Annotated in this window: 16 protein-coding genes and 2 pseudogenes; 9 read left to right on the forward strand and 9 right to left on the reverse strand. The window is 74.3% G+C overall.

Features of this window, described 5'->3' with window-relative positions; genetic code table 11:
* Positions 1–207 precede the first annotated feature (207 nt).
* From ACIQ5Y_RS11635 to ACIQ5Y_RS11670, 8 genes and pseudogenes are all read left to right on the forward strand, one after another.
* Positions 208–1,029: pseudogene (locus ACIQ5Y_RS11635) on the forward strand (hypothetical protein); the annotation flags it as partial.
* A gap of 160 nt (positions 1,030–1,189) precedes the next feature.
* Positions 1,190–1,432 (forward strand): annotated as a pseudogene (locus ACIQ5Y_RS11640) (protein phosphatase 2C domain-containing protein); the annotation flags it as partial.
* An 88-nt stretch (positions 1,433–1,520) separates the two neighbouring features.
* Entirely contained in the window at positions 1,521–1,928 is a 408-nt protein-coding gene (locus ACIQ5Y_RS11645) for a hypothetical protein (RefSeq protein ID WP_403878332.1), read from the forward strand.
* Between the two features lie 219 nt (positions 1,929–2,147).
* On the forward strand, positions 2,148–3,170 hold the full coding sequence (locus ACIQ5Y_RS11650) for a 3-oxoacyl-ACP synthase III family protein (RefSeq protein WP_403878335.1): 1,023 nt from the start codon (positions 2,148–2,150) through the stop codon (positions 3,168–3,170).
* A gap of 5 nt (positions 3,171–3,175) precedes the next feature.
* Positions 3,176–3,907, forward strand: coding sequence for a glycosyltransferase (locus ACIQ5Y_RS11655; protein ID WP_403878770.1), 732 nt, complete (start codon positions 3,176–3,178; stop codon positions 3,905–3,907).
* A complete protein-coding gene (locus ACIQ5Y_RS11660; protein WP_403878338.1) occupies positions 3,907–5,388 on the forward strand; it encodes a class I adenylate-forming enzyme family protein in 1,482 nt (493 codons plus the stop codon). The genes ACIQ5Y_RS11655 and ACIQ5Y_RS11660 overlap by 1 nt, the downstream gene beginning before the upstream one ends.
* Before the next feature lie 184 nt (positions 5,389–5,572).
* Positions 5,573–6,823, forward strand: coding sequence for a cytochrome P450 (locus ACIQ5Y_RS11665; RefSeq protein WP_403878341.1), 1,251 nt, complete (start codon positions 5,573–5,575; stop codon positions 6,821–6,823).
* Positions 6,820–7,746, forward strand: a complete 927-nt coding sequence (locus ACIQ5Y_RS11670; protein ID WP_403878344.1) for an NAD-dependent epimerase/dehydratase family protein — start codon at positions 6,820–6,822, stop codon at positions 7,744–7,746. The genes ACIQ5Y_RS11665 and ACIQ5Y_RS11670 overlap by 4 nt, the downstream gene beginning before the upstream one ends.
* On the opposite strand, the gene ACIQ5Y_RS11675 is transcribed toward ACIQ5Y_RS11670, so the two are convergent.
* The 5 genes from ACIQ5Y_RS11675 to ACIQ5Y_RS11695 form a co-directional block, all read right to left on the reverse strand.
* Positions 7,709–8,290: a GTP-binding protein gene (locus ACIQ5Y_RS11675; protein ID WP_403878347.1), complete on the reverse strand. Its 582-nt coding sequence runs from the start codon at positions 8,288–8,290 to the stop codon at positions 7,709–7,711. The two genes, ACIQ5Y_RS11670 and ACIQ5Y_RS11675, sit on opposite strands and share 38 nt — an antisense overlap.
* A gap of 1 nt (position 8,291) precedes the next feature.
* The gene (locus ACIQ5Y_RS11680) at positions 8,292–8,660 is read right to left on the reverse strand and encodes a DUF742 domain-containing protein (protein ID WP_403878350.1); all 369 of its coding nucleotides are present in this window, start codon (positions 8,658–8,660) and stop codon (positions 8,292–8,294) included.
* Positions 8,660–9,079: a roadblock/LC7 domain-containing protein gene (locus ACIQ5Y_RS11685; RefSeq protein WP_403878353.1), complete on the reverse strand. Its 420-nt coding sequence runs from the start codon at positions 9,077–9,079 to the stop codon at positions 8,660–8,662. Before ACIQ5Y_RS11685 ends, ACIQ5Y_RS11680 begins: the two co-directional genes overlap by 1 nt.
* Positions 9,076–11,433, reverse strand: coding sequence for a nitrate- and nitrite sensing domain-containing protein (locus ACIQ5Y_RS11690; protein ID WP_403878356.1), 2,358 nt, complete (start codon positions 11,431–11,433; stop codon positions 9,076–9,078). Before ACIQ5Y_RS11690 ends, ACIQ5Y_RS11685 begins: the two co-directional genes overlap by 4 nt.
* Before the next feature lie 300 nt (positions 11,434–11,733).
* A complete protein-coding gene (locus tag ACIQ5Y_RS11695; RefSeq protein ID WP_403878359.1) occupies positions 11,734–13,518 on the reverse strand; it encodes a TerD family protein in 1,785 nt (594 codons plus the stop codon).
* Between the two features lie 160 nt (positions 13,519–13,678).
* Here ACIQ5Y_RS11695 and ACIQ5Y_RS11700 point away from each other — a divergent pair, with 160 nt between their 5' ends.
* Entirely contained in the window at positions 13,679–15,163 is a 1,485-nt protein-coding gene (locus tag ACIQ5Y_RS11700; RefSeq protein WP_403878362.1) for an MFS transporter, read from the forward strand.
* 52 nt (positions 15,164–15,215) lie between these two features.
* Here ACIQ5Y_RS11700 and msrB read toward each other — a convergent pair whose 3' ends face one another.
* From msrB to ACIQ5Y_RS11720, 4 genes are all read right to left on the reverse strand, one after another.
* Positions 15,216–15,629, reverse strand: coding sequence for a peptide-methionine (R)-S-oxide reductase MsrB (msrB, locus tag ACIQ5Y_RS11705; protein ID WP_403878365.1), 414 nt, complete (start codon positions 15,627–15,629; stop codon positions 15,216–15,218).
* A gap of 15 nt (positions 15,630–15,644) precedes the next feature.
* Positions 15,645–17,039, reverse strand: a complete 1,395-nt coding sequence (gene murC / locus ACIQ5Y_RS11710) for a UDP-N-acetylmuramate--L-alanine ligase (RefSeq protein ID WP_403878368.1) — start codon at positions 17,037–17,039, stop codon at positions 15,645–15,647.
* A 77-nt stretch (positions 17,040–17,116) separates the two neighbouring features.
* Positions 17,117–17,584 carry an indole-3-glycerol phosphate synthase gene (locus tag ACIQ5Y_RS11715; RefSeq protein ID WP_403878371.1) on the reverse strand — a complete coding sequence of 156 codons (468 nt, stop codon included), beginning with the start codon at positions 17,582–17,584 and terminating at the stop codon, positions 17,117–17,119.
* Between the two features lie 148 nt (positions 17,585–17,732).
* Positions 17,733–18,515, reverse strand: coding sequence for a pyrimidine reductase family protein (locus ACIQ5Y_RS11720; protein WP_403878374.1), 783 nt, complete (start codon positions 18,513–18,515; stop codon positions 17,733–17,735).
* Positions 18,516–18,546 lie beyond the last annotated feature (31 nt).

Here is an 18,546-nt window from a genome sequence, read left to right on the forward strand (position 1 = left end):
GTCGGCACCGTCCTGCGGGTCCTCCTGTACGGCACCGGGATCGTCGCCGTCGGCGTGTGCCTGCTCTTCGGGCTGTGGCAGTTCCTCGGGCTGACCCTGGCGACGGCCTGGCGGGCCTTCGAGCCGCGGGGGCTCGGGGCTCCCGAACAGCGGGTCGTCCCGTACGCCGGCGCCGAGCCGGCCCGGCGCGCCTACTGGGCCTGGCAGATGTGGCATGACTCCAGGCACGCCGTGCTGTTCGCCTCCCGCACCGTGCGGTACCTGCTGGTCCGGCACTGGTTGGGCACGGTGGTGCGGGACCGGCTGCTGCGGGGCCGCAGCGGACGGTCCGGCGCACGGCCCGACGCGAGCCTGGCCGGGCGGCGGCGGCTCACCGCGCACTGCCCGCACTGCGACCAGCCGCTGCCCCCGGCCGTCGGCACCACCCGCGTGGTGCACCTGCCGTTGATCGGCGGCACCTCCGCCGGGAAGACCATGCTGATGGCGGCCGTACTGGAGGGCCTGCGGTCCTGGTCGCACCAGTCCTCGCTGAAGGTCGAGTTCGCCTCCCCGGACGACCTGCGCGAGGCCAACGCGCTGGGCAGGCAGCTGAAGGATTCGGGGTGGACGCTGAAGACCCAGGGCGGCCAGCCCCGCGCGCTGATGCTGCTGGTCGGATGGGGCCTGCGGCGCAGGCTGCTGTACCTGTACGACCCGATGGGCGAGTCCTTGCGCGACGCGGACAACACCCGCCTCCAGGGCTATCTGGCGCATGCCGACGGGGTCCTGTTCGTCGCCGACGTGCTCGCCTCGCCCGTCGTACGCCGCAAGCTGGGCGCGGGCGACCCCAAGCTGACGGCGGACGCCCGGCCGGCCGACCTCGGGCCCGTGGAGACGTACGCGGCGCTGGCCGGGGAACTGCAGGGGCTCAGCGGCCGCCGGGGACGCCTCGCGGTGGCCGCGGTGGTGACCAAGCGGGACACCCTCGACCGACTGACCTCCCTGCCGCGGCCCGCGGAACCCGTCGACGCCTGGCTGGACGACATCGGCCTCGACGACCTGGTGCGCAGCTTCCGCAATGATTTCGCGGCGGCCCGCTACTGGGCGGTGAGCGCCCGCGCGGCGACCGGGGCGGGAGCACTGGATTCCGAGCACGCCCAGCCTCGGGGCGAGGAGAGGCCGCTGAGCCTGGCTCGGCCTGGCCTGGCTGATGCGGTACGCCGAGTACGCCTTCCCGCGCCAGTTCGTCAGTGCCTGGCGGGAGAAGGTGCTGGGGAACTGGGAGCGCAGCAGCACGCCCGGGGAACCGCCGATGTCCGACGCCGAGAAGCTGCTGCCGTACGAGAGCACGTTCGTCGTCGCCGTGCTGACGCCCCGGGTCTCCGCGGCCCGGCAGCTCGGCGACGGCGAGCTGACGCTGGTCGGCGAGAGCGGGCGGGTAAGCGTACCGCTCGCGCCGAAGGAAGCCGATCTGGGCGACGAGACGGAGTCGCTGTGCACCCCGGAGGCATGGCTGCGGGGTGCGGACCCACTGGGCGCCGGTGACAGCGCCCTCACGGGCGCCCCGGCTGGTCGCGCTGTCCGCGGTCCCGGGCAACTGCTGGGCCTGCAACGCCACGCTGGTGCTGCCGCCCCGGCTGGTGCTGACCACGCCCCCGCCGCGCACCGAGCACCACATCCTGCTGCACCGCACCTCGCGGGTGCAGGCCCACCACCTGGCGCCGGAGCCGGCCCGGCACGACTACGGCGACGCCACGCTGGTGGCGCTGCTGACCGAGCACCCCCAGCGGCCGGGCAGGTTCGGGCTGGCCAACCGGTCCGGGAGCTCGTGGACGGGCACCCGGGCGGACGGCACCACGCAGGAGATCGCCCCGGGGCAGACGGTGCCCCTGCGCTCGGGCCTTGAGCTGGACTTCGGCGGGGCGCGGGCCGTCGTACGGTCCAAGTGAGACGGGCCGCGCCGGCCACGGCCCGGGGGGACGGCCCGGCAGGCGGGTGATCTCCTGGGCCGGGGCCGGGGCCGGTGACCGGCGGGCCGTCATGGCCGCCCCTCGCCCCGTGGTTCCGGCCGCCCCACCCAACGTACTCAGGCGGCTGGTACGGGAGCCGGTGGCGAACTGAGCATCCGTACTCAGGCCCGGCCCAGGGCGAGTTGTCATCGTGGGGCCATGTTCATTCAGCCGTGCGATCCGCCGCCGCGTGCCGGGATAACCGCCGTGGCCTGCCTGTTGCCCGAGGACGCGGTGTCCTCAGACGACCTCCAGCGGGAGGTGGCGCTGCGCTCCGGCCTGCCGCTCCCGCCGAGGCTGCTGACGCAGGCCACCGGGATCCGCTCCCGCCGGGTCGCGGGCGACGGGGTGTACGCCTCCACCCTCGCGGTGGGCGCGGCCCGCCGGGCGCTGGCCTCCGCCGGGCTCGGTCCGCTCGACGTGGACCTGCTGCTCTTCGCCTCGGCCTCCAGGGACCTGGTCGAGCCGGCCACCGCGCACATCGTGCAGGCGGAACTCGGCTCGCGGGCGCACGCCCTCGACGTCACCAACGCGTGCAACAGCTTCGTGGGCGGCATCGACCTGGCCCGGTCCATGGTCCTGGCGGGACGGGCCCGGCGGGCGCTGGTGGTGACCGGGGAGACCCCGTCGCGTGCGGTGCGCAGGGACCCCTCCTCGCTCGCGGAGTTGCGCGAGTGCTTCGCCGGCTACACCTTCGGCGACGCGGGTGCGGCGGTGGTCGTGGAGGCGGTGGAGCGGGGCGGGATCCTCGACGTGGACACCGAGACCCACTCGGAGCACTGGGAGGTCGGGGGCATCCCGGGCGGCGGGTCACGGCACCCGCGCGGGGACTCGTACACCTATTTCCGCGGTGACGGGCACGAACTGCGGGGCGTCTTCGAGAAGGTGGGCACGGCCGTCATCGACCGGACCCTGCACCGCAGCGGCATGGACTGGGACGGGTTCGCCAAGGTGCTCGTGCACCAGGTGACCGTGCCGTACCTGGAGCGGTTCGCGGAGATCACGGGGGTGCCGGCCGGGAAGCTGGTGGTGACCGTGCCCGAGATCGGCAATGTGGCAAGCGCGAGCATCGGGGTCCAGCTCGATCGGGTCTTCGATGAACTGGACCCGGGCGAACGGGTGTTGTTCGTCGGACTGGGCGGCGGCATCAGCATCATGACCATGGTCTGGGAGAAATCGTGAACCGCATGTGGGTGGTGGTGCCCGCGCACGACGAGGCGGCCCGGTTGGCGGACACCCTGCGGGCGCTGGCCGCCCAGCGGGACCGCGACTTCACCCTGCTGGTCGTCGACAACGCCTCCGCGGACGACACCGGGGCCATCGCACGGGAGTTCGCGGCGGGCGCGCCGTTCCCGGTGGAGGTGATCGAGGAGCCGGAGAAGGGCGTCGGCTCCGCCGTGGACACCGGGTTCCGGCACGCCATCGGGCGGGGCGCGACGATGCTCGCCCGCACCGACGCCGACTGCCTGCCCCGGCCGGGCTGGACGCGCGCCGCACGGGCCGCGCTCACGGACGCCCCGGGGCTGGTGTGCGGGCGGATCACGGCCCGGCGCGACGAGCACGGGCCGCTCGGCCGGGCCGGGTTCGGGGTGCTCGTCCGCCTCGCGGCGCTCTTCGGGCGGCTGCGGCCGGAGCACGCCCGCCGCAAGGGCTACCGGGCCCCATACCGGATGCACGCCGGGAACAACATGGCGATCACCTCCGAGCTGTACCTGGCGGTCGGCGGCATGCCCCGGCGGCCCTCGCCCACCGACCGGCTCTTCCTCAACGCCGTACGCCGCCACACCGACCGGATCTCGCACTGCCGGGCCATGGTCGTGGAGAACTCGACGCGCCGCCTGCGGGCCTACGGGATCGCGGGCACCGCCCGCTGGTACCTCGACCAGGGCAGCGGCCGCCACGGAACGGACCCCCGCTGATGCTCGACCGACTCGACCACGCGCTGCGCACCCGCCCCGAGGCGCCCGCGATACTCACCGCCTCGCGTACGGGCGCGCCCCGGGTACGCGCCACCCGCGGCGAACTCGCCGACCTGTCCGACGCGTTCGCCGCCGCCCTGCACGCCCGCGGACTGCGCGCCGGGGACACCGTCGGCGTGGCCGTGCGGCCCGGACCCCGGGCGCTGGCGGTCCTGCTGGCGCTGTGGCGGCTCGGGCTGCGCGGGGCCGTCCTCGACCCGGGCGCGGGGCCCGACGTACTGCGGGCCCGTCTCGCCCTGGCCCGGCCCGCGCTGGTGCTCGCCGACGCGGCCGCGCAGGCGGTGGCGGGCTGGGCCCGGCCGCTGGCCCGGCGGGCGGGGCTGGAGCTGCCGGAGCTGGCCGCGCTGGGGCCGGTGGCGACGGTGGGGCCCCGGCCGCCGGGGTGCGCGCCGGCGCTGGAGCGGGGGGCGGCGCGGGCGGGCGTGCCCGTGCGCGGTGACGCCGGCGGGGACTGCGACGCGGTGATCGTGTTCACCTCCGGCACCACCTCCGCGCCCCGGGCGGTGGTGCACACGCGGTCGAGCCTGGCCGCCGGGATGGCCACGGTCTCCTCCCTCTTCGAGGTTGCCCCCGGGGTACCCGTGCTGGGCGGCACGTTCTTCGTCCTCGTGCCCTCCCTCACGCGCGGCGCACCCGTCGCCCTGCCGGCCCGCGATCCGCGGGTACTGGCCCGGCAGTCGCACCGGCTGCGGCCCCAGCACACCTATCTGACCCCGCCGCAGCTGCGGGACGCTCTGGCGGCGGGCGCCCGCTTCCACGGCCGGGTGTGGACGGGCTCCGCGCCCGCGGGCGCCGGACTGCTGGAGCGGGTCCGCGCGGCGGGCGCGGCGCAGGCCTGGGGCGTGTACGCGCTGACCGAACTGTTCCCGGCCGCGGCGGTGGAGGCGCGGGAGAAGGCCGCCTTCGAGGGCCCCGGCGACCTGGTGGGCGCCCCGCTGCCCGGGGTCGCGGCCGAGGTGGATCCGGACGGCCAGCTGCTGCTCTCCGGGGCCGCGGCCCGCCACCGCTACCTCGGGGAGGAGCCCGACGCGTGGGTGCGTACGGGCGACCGGGCGCGGCGGGACGGCGCGGGCCGGATCGTCCTGGAGGGACGGAGCAAGGACATGGTGCTGCGCGGGGCCGAGAACATCTACCCGGGTCTGTACGAACCCTCCCTGCACGTGCCGGGGGTGGAGCTGGCCGTGCTCGTCGGGGTCCCGGCGGGCGACGGCGACGAGCGGCTGGTGGCCGTGGTCCAGCCGCGACCCGGCACGCCCGAGGCCGGCCTGCGCGCGGCGCTGGCGGAGCCGGTGCGCCGGATGGGCTCCGCCCGACCGGACGCGCTCCTCTTCGCCCGGATCCCCCTGTCGGGCCGCTCCCGCAAACCGGACCGGCCGGCCACGTCCGCACTGGCGGCCCGGCGTCTGGGGGTGGCGGCATGACCCGCGCACCCGTTCACCCCGGAGCCCGGCCCGTACACCCCGGAGCGGCCCGGCCGGGCCGCCCCGGGGCCCGCCCGGAGCCCCTCACCCCGGTCCGCGCCCGCCGCACGGCCGCTCCTGAGGCCGGCCGGGCGCTCCGGCCATCCGTCCCTGCGGCCCCCGACTCCACGGAGGTGGACGCCCGATGAGCACCGGCCCCTCGCAGGCGGCGGCCCGGCGGCGGGACCGCCGGGTCTACCTGCGTGGTCACCCGCTCCTCTTCGCCCTGCTCGCCGCCACGCGCGGGCGGCCCGTGCGCCGGTTCGGCAGGACCCTCCTCGTGCACGACGCGGCCGCCTATCGGGAGGCACTGACCCGGCTGCCGCTGGACCGTACGGCGGCCGGGACCACGGGCGGAGCCGCGCGGGCCGCGGGCGCCGCCGGCGTGCTGTTCGACCAGGAGGGCGGGGCGCACCGGTCCGAGCGGCGGGGGCTCGTGGTGGGACTCGGCGCGGCCGGGGTGGAGGAACTGCGCGCGGTGTGGCGGCCGTTGCTCGTACGCCGTCTCGCGCCGCTGGCGCAGGGCGGCGAGGTGGACCTCGTCGACCTGGCGCGGGAGCTCTCCGGGTCGGTGGTGTGCGCCCTGCTCGGTTCGCAGGCCGAGCCCCGGGCCGTGGCGGAGGCCGCCGCGGCGGCCGCGGCCGCCTCCGTACGCAGCCACCTGCCGGGCGCCCACGGGCCGCGCGCGGAGTCGGCCGCGGTCCGAACCGCGGAGCGCCTGCGTCTGCTGCTGACCCCCGCCCCGCGCTTGTGCCCGCACCTCGGCCCGAGCCCCACCCCCGGCTGCCCCGCCTCGGGCTCGGCCTCGGGCTCGGCCTCGGGCTCGGGCTGCGGCTCCGGTTCGGAGTCGGACTGTCCCAGCCCCGGCCCGGACTCCGGCTGCGGTCCCGGCCTCGGCGATCAGTCGGCGTTGCGGGCGATGCTGGCCGTGGCCGCCGTGAACACCACCGTCGCCGCCCTGCCCCGGGCCGTGGCCTGGTGCGCCGACGCGGGGTTGTGGCAGGACGCCGCCGACGCGCGGCTGCGCCCGGTGCTGGCCGGGGAGCTGCTGCGGGTCACCGCCGCCTCGCCGCTGCTGCCCCGGGTGGCGGCGGCGGACGGGGCCGTTGCCGGCTGCCCCGTGCGCGGTGGCGACCGGCTGCTGCTGGTGGCCCGGCACGCCGCCGAGGCACACCGGCGCGACCCGGACGCCCACCGGCCCGCCGGTCCGGATGCCGCGCAACTGGTGTTCGGGGCCGGGCCGCACGCCTGCCCCGGGGCCCGGCTGGCGCGCGCCCAACTGGTCGACGTACTGGAGGAGCTGGCTCCGTACCGGCCCGTGGTGACGCGGGCCCGGGTGGACCGGCGGGCCGCCCTGCCCGGCTGGCGTTCGCTGACGGTGAGGGCGGGCGCATGAGCATCCGTATCGCGGTCACCGGGGCGAGCGGCTTCTGCGGCGGGCACGTGGCCCGGGCGGCCGCCGCGAGCGGCGCGGAGGTGGTGTGCGTGGGCCGCCGGCCGGGACCGGTGGGGGAACACCGGTTCTGGGACGCCTCCCTGGACACCCCGGACCTCGCGGGCGCGGACGTGATCGTGCACTGTGCGGCGGCGGTCGGCGATCCGGCCCCCGGCTCCCCGGCCGAGGCACTGATGCGCGCGGTCAACGTGGACGGCACGGAGCGGCTGCTGCGGGCCGCGGCCGGGCGGCCCGTGGTGTGGGTGAGCAGCGCCAGCGTGTACGACCCGCGCCCGGACCGGACCCTGGTCACCGAGGACCATCCGCGCACCGGCCACCTCAACGCCTACGGACGCACCAAGGCGGCCGGTGAGGCCCTCGCCCTGGCGGCGGGCGCGGTGGCGCTGCGCCCGCGTGCCGTCTACGGCCCCGGGGACACGCAGCTGCTGCCCCGGCTGATCTCCCGGGTCCGGGCGGGCACCCTGCTGCTTCCGGGGCCGGACGTGCGGCTGAGCCTGACGGCGGTGGAGAACCTGGCGGACGCCTGCCTCGCGGCCGCCGCCTGGCCCTCCGGTGCGTACAACATCGCCGACGGCGAGCCGTACCCCCGCGACGAGGCCGTGCGCCAGGTCCTGCGGGCGCACGGCGTCCACGCGCGGATCCGTCACCTCCCGCTCGGGGTTGCCCGTACGGCGGCCAGGCTCGTGGAGGCCGTGGCGAGCGCCGAACCGGCCCTCAGCCGCTACGCGGTGGACCAGCTCGCCCACCCGGTGGTGCTGGACCTGACCCGGGCCCGCGCCCGGGGCTGGACACCGCGCCGGACGCTCGCCGACTACACGGCCGGGGTCAGCCCACGGCCGCCGGGGCCTGCGCGCCCGCGATGAGCACGTCGAGGAGGGCGAGCAGGGCCGCGCGGACGTCCGTACGGGAGCGGGCGTCCAGCATGAGGACGGGGGTGTTCGGGTCGCGCAGGTGCAGGGCCGCCGCGATCTCCTCGGCGGTGTAGGGCTGTTCGCCGTGGAAGCAGTTCGCGCCGACCACGAACGGCAGTCCGCGGCTCTCGAAGAAGTCGACGGCCGGGAAGCTGCGGTCGAGGCGTCGCGTGTCGACCAGCACGATCGCCCCGAGCGCCCCGGCCAGCAGGTCGTCCCACATGAACCAGAAGCGTTCCTGGCCCGGTGTGCCGAACAGGTAGAGGACGACTCCGGCGTCGGTGAGGGTGATCCGGCCGAAGTCCATGGCGACGGTGGTGACCGCCTTGGACTCGATGCCGTCGAGGTCGTCGACGCCGACGCCCGCGGCCGTCAGCCGTTCCTCCGTGCGCAGCGGCTCGATCTCGGAGATCGTCTCCACCAAGGTGGTCTTGCCCACTCCGAACCCACCGGCGATGAGGATCTTGACCGGGGCGGATTCCCGGGGGGCGGGCATGTCATATCCGGGCAAGGCTGTCCCTGATTCTCATGAGCAGGTCGACGTCGGTGGTCTCGGTCGCCGCCAGCGGCGGCCGGTGGTGGATCAGCCCGCGATCGGCGAGTTCACCGAGGAGCAGCGTCATGGGCGTGAGACGCATGTGCGTCCGCGCCGCCAGCTCGGCGACCGCGAGACCGCCCGGAGCCGCGCACATGGCGAGGATCTCCTGCCACTCGCTGGGCAGTCCGGCCTGGGCGGCCGTGGTCACCGCCGCCGTGATCGTGGTGTCCATGGTGAGGACGGTGTGCGCGGCGGCCGTACGTCCGTCGGTGAGGGCGTACAGCCGCGTCCGGCGGCGGCTCGCTGGCTGGGGCTCGTCCTGCGGCATTACGCGGTCGGCACCTGGCCGCGCTCGGGTGTGCCCAGCCATTCGCCGAGCGCCTGGGCGGTCCGTACGGCCTCGCCGCCGAGCTCGCCGAGACGGGCCTTGCGGTTGGTGACCACGATGAGCGTGCTGCCGTCGCCGCATCCGACGATGCAGAGGTACCGGTCGTCCATCTCGACCAGCTGGCGGATGACGCGGCCCCCGTCGATCTCCCGGGATATCGCCTTCATCGTGGCCGCGACGCCGGAGGCCGCGGCCGCCATGCGTTCGGCCTGGGCCTCGTCGAGCATGTAGGCGCTGAGCTTGATGCCGTCGTTGGACAGGAGCACGGCTCCCTGGATGCCGGCGATCCTGTTCAGGTTGTTGTCCAGGACGCTGTAGATCGCGCCGTTGGAGGTCGCGGTGTTGGGTGAGGTAGTCATGGCCGATCCCGTCGGAGCTCTTCTTCCACTGTCTGGGTCCCGTGTTCGTAGTCCGCCCAGGCGTCGGCCACCTCTTCGGGTGTCGCCGCGTCCTGCCGGACGGTCGTTTCCGCGGCGCGGGGCTCGCGCAGCTGCTGTGCGATGTGCGTCTGCGGGACGCGCTCGGGGAGGGCGGGCCGGGCCCCGGGCACGGTCACGGGTACCGGCGCCTTCTCGTCCGCCTTCTCGTCCGCCTTCGTGTCCGCCTTCCTGGTGCGGCTCGGCAGCCCGGCGGCCGTGCGCACGACGGGCTCGGACCTCCGTTCCCCGGACAGGCGGGGCGCCGGGGCGGCGGTGGCCGGCGCGGGGGGCGCGGGCTCAGGGGCAGGGGCAGGGGCAGGGGCCGGTACGGGCTTGGACACGGGCTGCTCGCGCCGCGGTTCCGCCGCGGGGGTGGCCACCAGCAGTGCCGCGGGGAGGATCACCACGGCGGAGGTCCCTCCGTACACCGAGCGGCGCAGGGTGACACCGGCCTGGAGCTGGTCGGCGAGGTGTCCGACCACGAAGAGGCCGAGCCGGTGCGCGTTCTGCGCCAGGACGGAGTACGGCGGGGCCTCGTGCAGGCGCCCGTTCATCTCCTCGTACCGCTCGGGGGTCACCCGGGGCCCTCGGTCCTCGATCTCGACCGACAGCCCGTCCGCGACGAGTTCCGCGCGGATGACCACCTTGGACCTCGGCGGGGAGAAGCGGGTGGCGTTGTCGAGCAGCTCCGCGAGCAGGTGGCTGATCTGGCTGATCGCGCCCGGTTCCACGCTGGTCTCGTCCAGGGCCTGCCGCTCGATGCGCCGGAAGTCCTCGACCTCCGCGGCGGCTTCGCGCAGCACGTCGGCGATCCGCATGGGCTCGGTGTGCGGGTCGGGGACCTCGCCGCCCGCCAGGATGAGGAGGTTCTCGATCTGCCGCCGCATGCCCACCGTCAGCTGGTCGGAGCGCATCAACCGGGCGAGCAGCGCCTCGTCGTGGCCGAAGGTGTCCTGGAGGTCCTCGGTGAGGCTCAGCTGGCGGCTGACCAGGTTCCCGGTGCGCGAGGCGATGCCCGTGGCGAACAGGCCGAACCCGTGCCGCTCGTCCGCGAGCTGCCTGTGCCCGTCGACGGACACGGCGACGGCGCGGGCGAAGGCGTCGCTGATGCGGCCGACCTCGTCCCCGTCCCCGCGCACCGTCGGCAGGACGGATTCGTCGACGGACTGCCCGCGCTGGAGCCGGGCGACGACCTCGGGGAGGGTTTCCTCGGCGACGGTCACCGTGCGGTCGTGCAGGTCGTGCAGACGGCGCAGGACCGATCGCGTGGTGAGCACGACGACGACCACGACGATCAGCAGGCCGCCGGAGCTCCCCCCGATGAGCCAGGCGACCTCGGTGTCCAGTTCCGCGGCCTTGGCCTCGCCTCGCGTGAGCACCTTCCTCGCGCGGTCGACGTTGAGCGAGGCCATCTGCACGGAGAAGTTCTCGTGCGCGGAGCGCCAGAGGGCGGTTTCCGCGGGCAGCTTGATGCCGGAGCCGGTGTCCGTGTGCTTGGAGACGACCGCGTTCTCGATGCGGATCTTCGTCTGCCAGTCCGAGGACGCGACGATCCGGTCGTAGAACCGCTTGTCGACCTCGGGGAGATAGGGAACGACCCAGGTCTCGTACAGGTGCCGGTGGGCGCCCATGGCGCTGATGAACTGGTCGAACCCGGCGGAGTCCAGCTGCCTGGACGGACCGGCGAGGGACAGGATCGTGTCCTCGCGCGCCACCATCTCGGTCGCGGTGAGCATGGCCACCACGGGCCGGCTCTCCTTGACGATCTCGGCGTCGTCCGCGTGGCTGAACTCGCGCTGGTACGCCTGGATGACCGAGGCGATCACTCCGGTGTAGTACGCGAGCGTGCCGTCGGCGGCGCCGGTACGGGCGTCCGCGCGCTGGCGGAACGCGGCCAGGCCGTCGAGCTTCTGCTCCACTTCCTCGAATGAGGCGTTCGTGCCGGACGCCACCCGGCGGAATTCGACTGCTGCCCGGTCCGTGGCCTCCCGCCGGATCCGCAACTCCTCGTCGGCCCCGGCGGTGCCCGCCCACAGGGAGGCGGTCATCGTCCGCTCTGCCTGCATGTCGACCATGAGCGTGTACAGCGGGGCGCCGACCCGCTCGGCGGCCGCGACATCGGCACGGAGGTGCTCCGCCTGCGAGAGCAACCGTCCGGCGGTCACCGCCACTTGGGTGCCCATCGCCACGGTGGGGACCACGGCCAGCCAGATGAGCATGGTGCGCAGGCGCACCCTGCGGCGTCGGCGGGCCGTCGACTGCCCGCGTACGCCTTCGGGTTCTATGACAGACATCGGACCTCGGGAACGGGGCGGCAGGGGCAGCCGGACAACCGGAACGGAATCAACCGCTCCGCCTGTGGCGGAATGTGAGGGTGCCGATCATAACCAGCCACCACGAGGAAACAGACAGGTGTCTTCCAAGGCCAAAGCGTGCTATCGGCGCCGGATCACCGTAGACGAGAGACCTGATCGGAACCCAAACGCGACGCCCTCGACACAAAGGCGGGACCTACCGACCAGTATGTGGTCGGCAGGGCCCGCCGGGTCCGGAAGTCCGACCCGTGCCTCGCGAGGTGTCGGCCCGTCAGCCGCTCAGGACCTGCCCCACCAGGACCGCCCCTGGCCCCTGCGGATGTCGGTCACCTTCGCGAGGCCCCCGACGCCCCCGGGCCCGCTGTGGGGCTGCAGGTCCTTCAGACGGGCCCGCCAGGGCCCGTCCGCCATCTCCAGCTGCACGACGACCGGGCCCTCGGGCAGGGGCACGGTCTCACGCCGCTTGCCGATCTCGTTGACGGCGTTGTCGTCCGTCGGGAGCTCGGCCGGGTCGTCGTGCCCCTCCAGCTCGTAGAGGTTGACGATGAGGTTGTCGTCACCGCGGTAGTGCAGGTGGAGGTCGGCCGTTCCGCCGGTGTGCAGCAGGACGTCGGGGCCGCCGCCCTCCAGCTCCTCCTCCGTCAGGAGCGTCGCCGCGGCCAGCGGCAGCACCCGGAGCTGCCAACGCCCTTCCGCCTTCAGTTGCAGCCGCAGCCGCCCGTTCGAGGGAACCAGGGTGAGCACCCTGCCCCGGAAGTTCTCCTCGCAGCTGTTGATGAGGCTGTCGCCCTCCTTGTTGAACCGGGTGAGGGGCCATAGACCCGTGTACCCGTCGCCGCGGACGGCGAGTTCGACGATGACCGGCCCGGGCGGCAGCCCGTTCACCGTGATCACGTCGTTGTCCCGGCCGCTCTGCGCGTACGGCTCGAAGCCTGCACCGTAAGGCCAGTGGACCCCCGGCCCGGCCGGCACGGCCTGCGGAGCCACCCCGGCGGGCCCCGGATCCGGGACCTGCCCGTAGGCCGGAGCGGGCACCTGACCGGCGGGCGGCACCTGACCGTGGGCCGGAGCCGGCACCTGACCGTGAGGCGGAGCCTGACCATGGGCCGGGGGCGGCACCTGACCGTAGGCCGGAGCCGGCACCTGACCGTGAGGCGGAGCCTGACCATGGGCCGGGGGCGGCACCTGACCGTAGGCCGGGGGCGGCACCTGACCGTAGGCCGGAGGCGGAACCTGACCGTGGGCCGGAGCCGGAACCTGACCGTAGGCCGGAGGCGGAACCTGACCGTGAGGCGGAACCTGACCGTGGGCCGGAGGCGGGACCTGACCGGAGGGCGGGGCCGGGACCTGGAACGGAACCGGAGCCGGGGCTGGAGCCGGGGCCTGGAACGCGGCCGGAGCCGCGGCCTGTGCCGCGACCGGTGCCGGGACCTGGAACGCGACCGGGGCCGGAGCCTGGGCCTTGGCCGGAGCAGGGGCCTGGGGCGGGAGCTGCGCCGGAACCTGGGGCGGGGCCTGGAATGGCACCGGTGTGCCGACCGGCGGCGGCGCCGGTGCCGGGTCCGCCACGTCCACGCCGTGGTCCGTCACCAGGCCCGCGAGGCCGTCGACGTACCCCTGGCCCACCGCACGGAACTTCCAGCCCCCTGCCCGCCGGTACAGCTCGGCGAGCACCATCGCCGTCTCCGCCCCGGCATCGGTCACGTCGTACCGCGCGACCGGCGTACCGTCCGGCGCGAACGCCTCCACCGACAGCCCGTGCACGTCCCGCATCGCCCCGCTCTCCGTCGACCCGACGACGATGACGCGGACGATCTCCTCCTCCACCGCGGCGAGTGCGACGTCCAGCCAGGCCGTGCCGTTCTCGTCCCCGAGCAGCCGCACGGTGCCCGACGGATGGACCGGCGCACCGTGGAACACGATGTCCCCGTCCCCCCTGACCCTGCCCTGCCCCGTCAGCAGCAGCACCGCCACGTCCAGCCCGTTCCGCACGGCGATCCGCAGCGGCACGGTCGGCACGAAGGCATTGCCCCCCTTGATCATGTCCCCTCCTGAATCGATCATCCAATGATCTTCAGCCTTCCGGTCCGGCGGGACAAGGCACGCGGCGCCGCGGCGCCGACGGGCCGGGGCGCGCCCGTCCGGGCGTCCCCGGTGGCTGCGGCGGCGCCGGGAGCCGACGATGGCGTCCAGGCCCCGACCGCGCACCGGCAAGGGAGTTCCCGTGGGCACATCGGACGGCTCGGGATCGGGCGGCTCCGGCGCGGTGACCGGCGAGCGGACCGCGACGGGTCCGCGTTGGCGGTGGGCTCTGGCCGTGCTGCTCGCCGCCGCCTTCATGGGCATCCTGGACGTCCTGATCGTCAACGTCGCCGCGCCGTCCATCCAACGGGACCTCCACGCGAGCTTCGCCGACATCCAGCTGGTGATCAGCGGCTACGTACTGGCCTACGCCGCCGCGCTGACCACCGGTGGGCGCCTCGGCGACTCGTACGGCCCCAAGCGCGTCTTCATGACCGGCCTGATCGCGTTCGCCGTCCTGTCCGCGGGCTGCGCGGCCGCGCCGTCGGTGCGCGCGCTCATCGTCCTGCGGATCGCCCAGGGGCTGGCCGCCGCGCTGATGCTGCCGCAGGTGCTCGCCCTGATCCAGGTGATCGTGCCGGCCCGGGAGCGGGGACGGGCCCTGGCCGGGTACGCGGCCACCCTGGGCCTCGGAGCGGTGGTGGGGCAGCTCGTCGGGGGCGTGCTGATCCGCGCGGACGTCCTCGGGCTCGGTTGGAGGTCGGTGTTCCTGGTGAACGTGCCCATCGGCCTGCTCGCGGCCGCCTGCGTGCCCGCCCTGATCCCCGCGACGCCGGCCACTCACCAACGCGTCGACCTGCCCGGACTGGCGCTGACCGCCGCCGCCATGACCCTGCTCGTCTACCCGCTGATCCGGGGCGGCGACAGCGGTTGGCCGGCGTGGGTGTGGGCGGCGTTCGCCGGATCGGCGCTGTCACTGGCCGCCCTGTGGCGGGTCGAACGGCGCCGGGAGGCGGCCGGCCGTGTCGTCCTGATGCCGCCGGCGCTCTTCCGTGACCGCGGCTTTCTGACCGGTCTCGGGGCGGCGCTGGTCTTCTACGCGGGCAATTACGGGCTGTTCCTGCTGCTCGCCTACGTCTTCCAGGAGGGCCTGGGGCTGACCCCGCTCGCTTCGGGCATCGCCTTCCTGCCGCTGGGGATCGGATTCGCCACCGCCTCCCTGGCAGGCCGGCGCCTGGTCGACCGGTACGGGCGGCGGGTGCTGCTCGCCGGGGCGGGGACGATGGTGGCCGGTTATCTGGTCCTGGTCGCCACCCTGCTGTCGGACCCGATCTCCTCCAACGCCGAGCAGGCCCTGGCCATGGAACCCGCGTTGGCCATCGGCGGGATCGGTCAAGGGCTCGTCTCGGCCCCGCTCATCGGCACGATCCTGGCCGCGGTCCGGCCCGAGCAGGCCGGTGCGGGCTCCGGCATCGTCCTGACCGTCAACCAACTCGCCGGCTCCCTCGGCGTCGCGGTGGTCGGCGCGCTGTTCGTCGCGCTGCTCGGCGCGGACCCCCAGGACCCGGCCGCGCACCTGTCGGCGCACGACTACACCGCTGCCCTCGTGGGCTGCTCCTGGCTGCTGCTGGGCCTGGCCCTCGTCACCGGCCTGCTCCTGTGGCGGCTCCCCCGCCCGCCCGGATGACGGAACCGGTTCCCGGCGGGACGTGGGCCCGACGGGAACCGGTGGGGGTTCGTCAGCTCGCCCCGTCGGCCGGGGTCAGCCGCAGGGAGATGCTGTTGATGCAGTAACGCTGGTCGGTGGGGGTGGGATAGCCCTCGCCCTCGAAGACGTGGCCCAGGTGGGACCCGCACTTCGCGCAGCGGACCTCCGTGCGGACCATGCCGTGGGAGGTGTCGGCGAGGAGTTCGACGGCCTCGCTGTCCTTCGGGTCGAAGAACGACGGCCAGCCGCAGTGCGATTCGAACTTCTCCGAGGAACGGAACAGTTCGGCGCCGCAGCCGCGACAGGAGTAGACGCCCTCCGTCTTGGTGTCGGTGTACTCACCGCGGAAGGCCGGCTCGGTGCCCGCGAGGCGGAGCACCTGGTACTCGGACGGGGTCAGCTCGGCCTGCCACTGCTCGTCCGTCTTCTGGACCTCGTACGACATGACGTTCCCGCTCCCTCAGCTCGACAGGCGGGCGAGGATCTGCGGTCCCAGATCCGTGACGTCGCCCGCGCCCATGGTGAGAACGAGATCGCCGGGCTTGGCCATTCCCGCGATGACGTCGGCGACGGCTTCCTTGGAGTGCTCGGCCGTGACGTCGCCGCCGGCGGCGCGGGCGGCGGCGATGATGATCTCGCTGGTGACGCCCGGGATCGGGTCCTCGCGGGCCGGGTAGATGTCCAGGACCACGGAGGCGTCGGCCAGGGAGAGGGACTGGCCCATCTCCTTGCCCAGCTCCTGGGTGCGGGAGAAGAGGTGGGGCTGGAAGACGACCAGGATCCGGGAGTCCCCGGCGGCGCCGCGGATGGCCTCCAGGTCGGCGGTCATCTCCGTCGGGTGGTGCGCGTACGAGTCGATGACCTGCACGCCGGCCGCCTCGCCCTTGAGCTGGAGGCGGCGCTTGACGCCGGTGTACTTGCCGAGCGCGGAGGCCAGGTTGTGCGCGGGGATGCCGAGGGCGACACCGGCGGCGAGGGCCGCGACGGCGTTGTGCGCGTAGTGCCGGCCGGGCACGGACACGGTGAAGGTGAGCATGCGGCCGTCGATGACGACGGTGACCTCGCTGGTCAGGCCGCGCGGGGTGATCTTGGTGATGCGTACGTCGGCCTCGGGCTCCTCGCCGTACGTGACGACGGTGAGACCCTCGCGGCCGGCGACGCGGCGGGCGATCTCGGCGGCGCCCTCCTGGCCGTGGGCGACGACGAGGGTGCCGCCGGGCACGACCTTGCCGACGAAGGTCTCGAACGACTCGTGGATCTCGTCCATCGACGCGTAGTTCGCGTGGTGGTCGAGTTCCGCGTTGAGGATGATCGCGACCTGCGGGGCGTACTTGTGGAAGCTGCGGTCGCTCTCGTCCGCCTCGGCGACGAAGATGTCGCCCTCGCCGTGGTGGGCGTTGGAGCCGGGGGCGTCCAGGTCGCCGCCGATGGCGTACGAGGGGTCCAGGCCCAGTGCGGACAGGGAGACCGCCAGCATCGAGGTCGTGGTGGTCTTGCCGTGGGTGCCGGCGACCGCGATCGGGCGCAGCCCGTCCATCAGCCCGGCGAGGGCGTCGGAGCGGTGCACGACGGGGATGCCGAGCTCGGCGGCGCGGGCCAGCTCGGGGTTGTCGGCTCGGATGGCGCTGGAGACGACCACGCAGGTGGAGTCCTCGGCGAGGTGGCCGGCGGCGTGCCCGATGTGGACCGTGGCGCCGTGGGCGCGCAGCGCCTGGGCGGTCTCGGAGTCACGGGAGTCGCTGCCGGCCACCTTGGCGCCGCGCTGGGCGAGGATCTTCGCGATGCCGGACATGCCGGCGCCGCCGATGCCGATGAAGTGGGGCCGTTCCATGGCGGTCGGCAGGCCGGGCTTCATTCAGGTCGCTCCAGGATCGAGTGCTGGGTGTGGTGCTGTGCGGTGGGCGCTTCGGACTGGGCCCTGCGGACCCAAGCCTATTCGTTGTGGGCGAAGAGCTTGAGCACCGGAACGCCCACCTTGTGACGGGCCCGGGACGCCCAGTCCCGGTGGAAGAACTCCTCCACGAAGTGCGGGGCGGTCAGGACGATCACCTCGTCGGCTCCGGTTTCATCGACCACGGACTTCAGTTTGTCGAGCGGGTGGTCCTCGATGATCTGGCCGATGACGTTGGCGCCCTTCTTGCGCAGGGCTTCCATGGAGTACGCCAGCGCCTGCTCGGCGGGGCCCCGCGCGGCCTCGCCCTCGGGCTCGTCGCCCTCGTGAATGGCCTCGGGAAGCTCACCGAGCGCTACGTCGTCGATGGCGCGCAGCAGTCGGTCCTGGTCGCCGCGCGGTTGCATGAGGACGACGAAGGAGACCGAGTCGTCTCCGTGCAGGGTGGTGACGAAGTCCACGTCCACCGTGGTCAGGGGCTGCTCGATCATCAATACGCTCGTGAACACGGACGCCCTCTCCTTCATGGGCCGAGGCCGGCCGGCCGGCCCCCTGCGGAAACCATCCTGCCCCGCTCCCACGCGGGGCCATACGCAGATATACGTGCCCAGGTACGTGCCCTGCGGAAGCTAAGCGGAACCAGAAATTCCGCCTTTGTCAGATCCGACGGTAACGCGTGAACAGGAACCCGGCCTCTTCCAGTACGCAGGCGGGCGCGAGCCGGTGCGGAACCGTGACGGAAGGCCCTCCGGCGATGCGCTGGGCGTCACCGGCGGTGAGCATCGGGGAGATCGTCAGGCACAGTTCGTCGAGGGCGTCGGCGGCCACGAACTGGCCCAGGAGCCGGGGTCCGCCCTCGGTGAGCTGGCGGCGCAGGCCCCGCGCGGCGAGCTCCCGTACGACGCGGGCCGCGTCCACGCGCGCGCCCTCGCCCGCCACCACGACCTCCGCCCCGGCAGCGGCGGCCTCGGCCACCCGCCCGGCGGGCGCGGCGGCGCCGGTGAGCACCAGGGTGGGCACCAGGGGGGAGGTGAAGAGGGGAAGCGTGAAGTCCAGGTCCATGCTCGCGGTGACCACGGCGATGACCGGGGCGGGGCCCTGTCCGGCGGCCGCGCGGCGGGCCGCGAAGGCCTCCCGGGCCCGGGCCGGGCGGTAGCCCTCCTGGCGAACCGTTTCCGCTCCGACGACCACCACGTCGGCCAGGGCCCGCAGGGTGCCGAAGATCCGCATGTCGGTCTCGCCGGAGATGGGCTGCGAACGACCGTCGTGCTGGCCGGCCCCGTCCAGGGTGGAGACCATGTTCGCCCGCAGCCAGTGGTCTCCCGGGCCGAGCGCGGGATAGGCGTAGGCCTCCGCGAGCTCGTCCAGGGACCATTCCCGGTCGGCCAGGGCCTCCGGGGAGGCGGGTGTCTGATCGGTCACAGGGAACAGGCGTCGCATCGGTGCAGTCTGACACGCCCCGTAGAGTTAA

This window comes from Streptomyces sp. NPDC096339 (assembly GCF_044762985.1).
In the GTDB taxonomy this organism is placed as follows: domain Bacteria; phylum Actinomycetota; class Actinomycetes; order Streptomycetales; family Streptomycetaceae; genus Streptomyces.

Excerpts from the sequence above, each read along its gene's own strand:
- ACIQ5Y_RS11655 (WP_403878770.1), top strand. The coding sequence starts at position 3,176 with ATGTGGGTGGTGGTGCCCGCGCACGACGAGGCGGCCCGGTTGGCGGAC.
- ACIQ5Y_RS11670 (WP_403878344.1), top strand. The coding sequence starts at position 6,820 with ATGAGCATCCGTATCGCGGTCACCGGGGCGAGCGGCTTCTGCGGCGGG.
- ACIQ5Y_RS11660 (WP_403878338.1), top strand. The coding sequence starts at position 3,907 with ATGCTCGACCGACTCGACCACGCGCTGCGCACCCGCCCCGAGGCGCCC.
- ACIQ5Y_RS11650 (WP_403878335.1), top strand. The coding sequence starts at position 2,148 with ATGTTCATTCAGCCGTGCGATCCGCCGCCGCGTGCCGGGATAACCGCC.
- ACIQ5Y_RS11675 (WP_403878347.1), bottom strand. The coding sequence starts at position 8,290 with ATGCCCGCCCCCCGGGAATCCGCCCCGGTCAAGATCCTCATCGCCGGT.
- ACIQ5Y_RS11720 (WP_403878374.1), bottom strand. The coding sequence starts at position 18,515 with ATGCGACGCCTGTTCCCTGTGACCGATCAGACACCCGCCTCCCCGGAG.
- ACIQ5Y_RS11665 (WP_403878341.1), top strand. The coding sequence starts at position 5,573 with ATGAGCACCGGCCCCTCGCAGGCGGCGGCCCGGCGGCGGGACCGCCGG.
- ACIQ5Y_RS11690 (WP_403878356.1), bottom strand. The coding sequence starts at position 11,433 with ATGTCTGTCATAGAACCCGAAGGCGTACGCGGGCAGTCGACGGCCCGC.
- murC (WP_403878368.1), bottom strand. The coding sequence starts at position 17,039 with ATGAAGCCCGGCCTGCCGACCGCCATGGAACGGCCCCACTTCATCGGC.
- ACIQ5Y_RS11695 (WP_403878359.1), bottom strand. The coding sequence starts at position 13,518 with ATGATCGATTCAGGAGGGGACATGATCAAGGGGGGCAATGCCTTCGTG.
- ACIQ5Y_RS11680 (WP_403878350.1), bottom strand. The coding sequence starts at position 8,660 with ATGCCGCAGGACGAGCCCCAGCCAGCGAGCCGCCGCCGGACGCGGCTG.
- msrB (WP_403878365.1), bottom strand. The coding sequence starts at position 15,629 with ATGTCGTACGAGGTCCAGAAGACGGACGAGCAGTGGCAGGCCGAGCTG.
- ACIQ5Y_RS11685 (WP_403878353.1), bottom strand. The coding sequence starts at position 9,079 with ATGACTACCTCACCCAACACCGCGACCTCCAACGGCGCGATCTACAGC.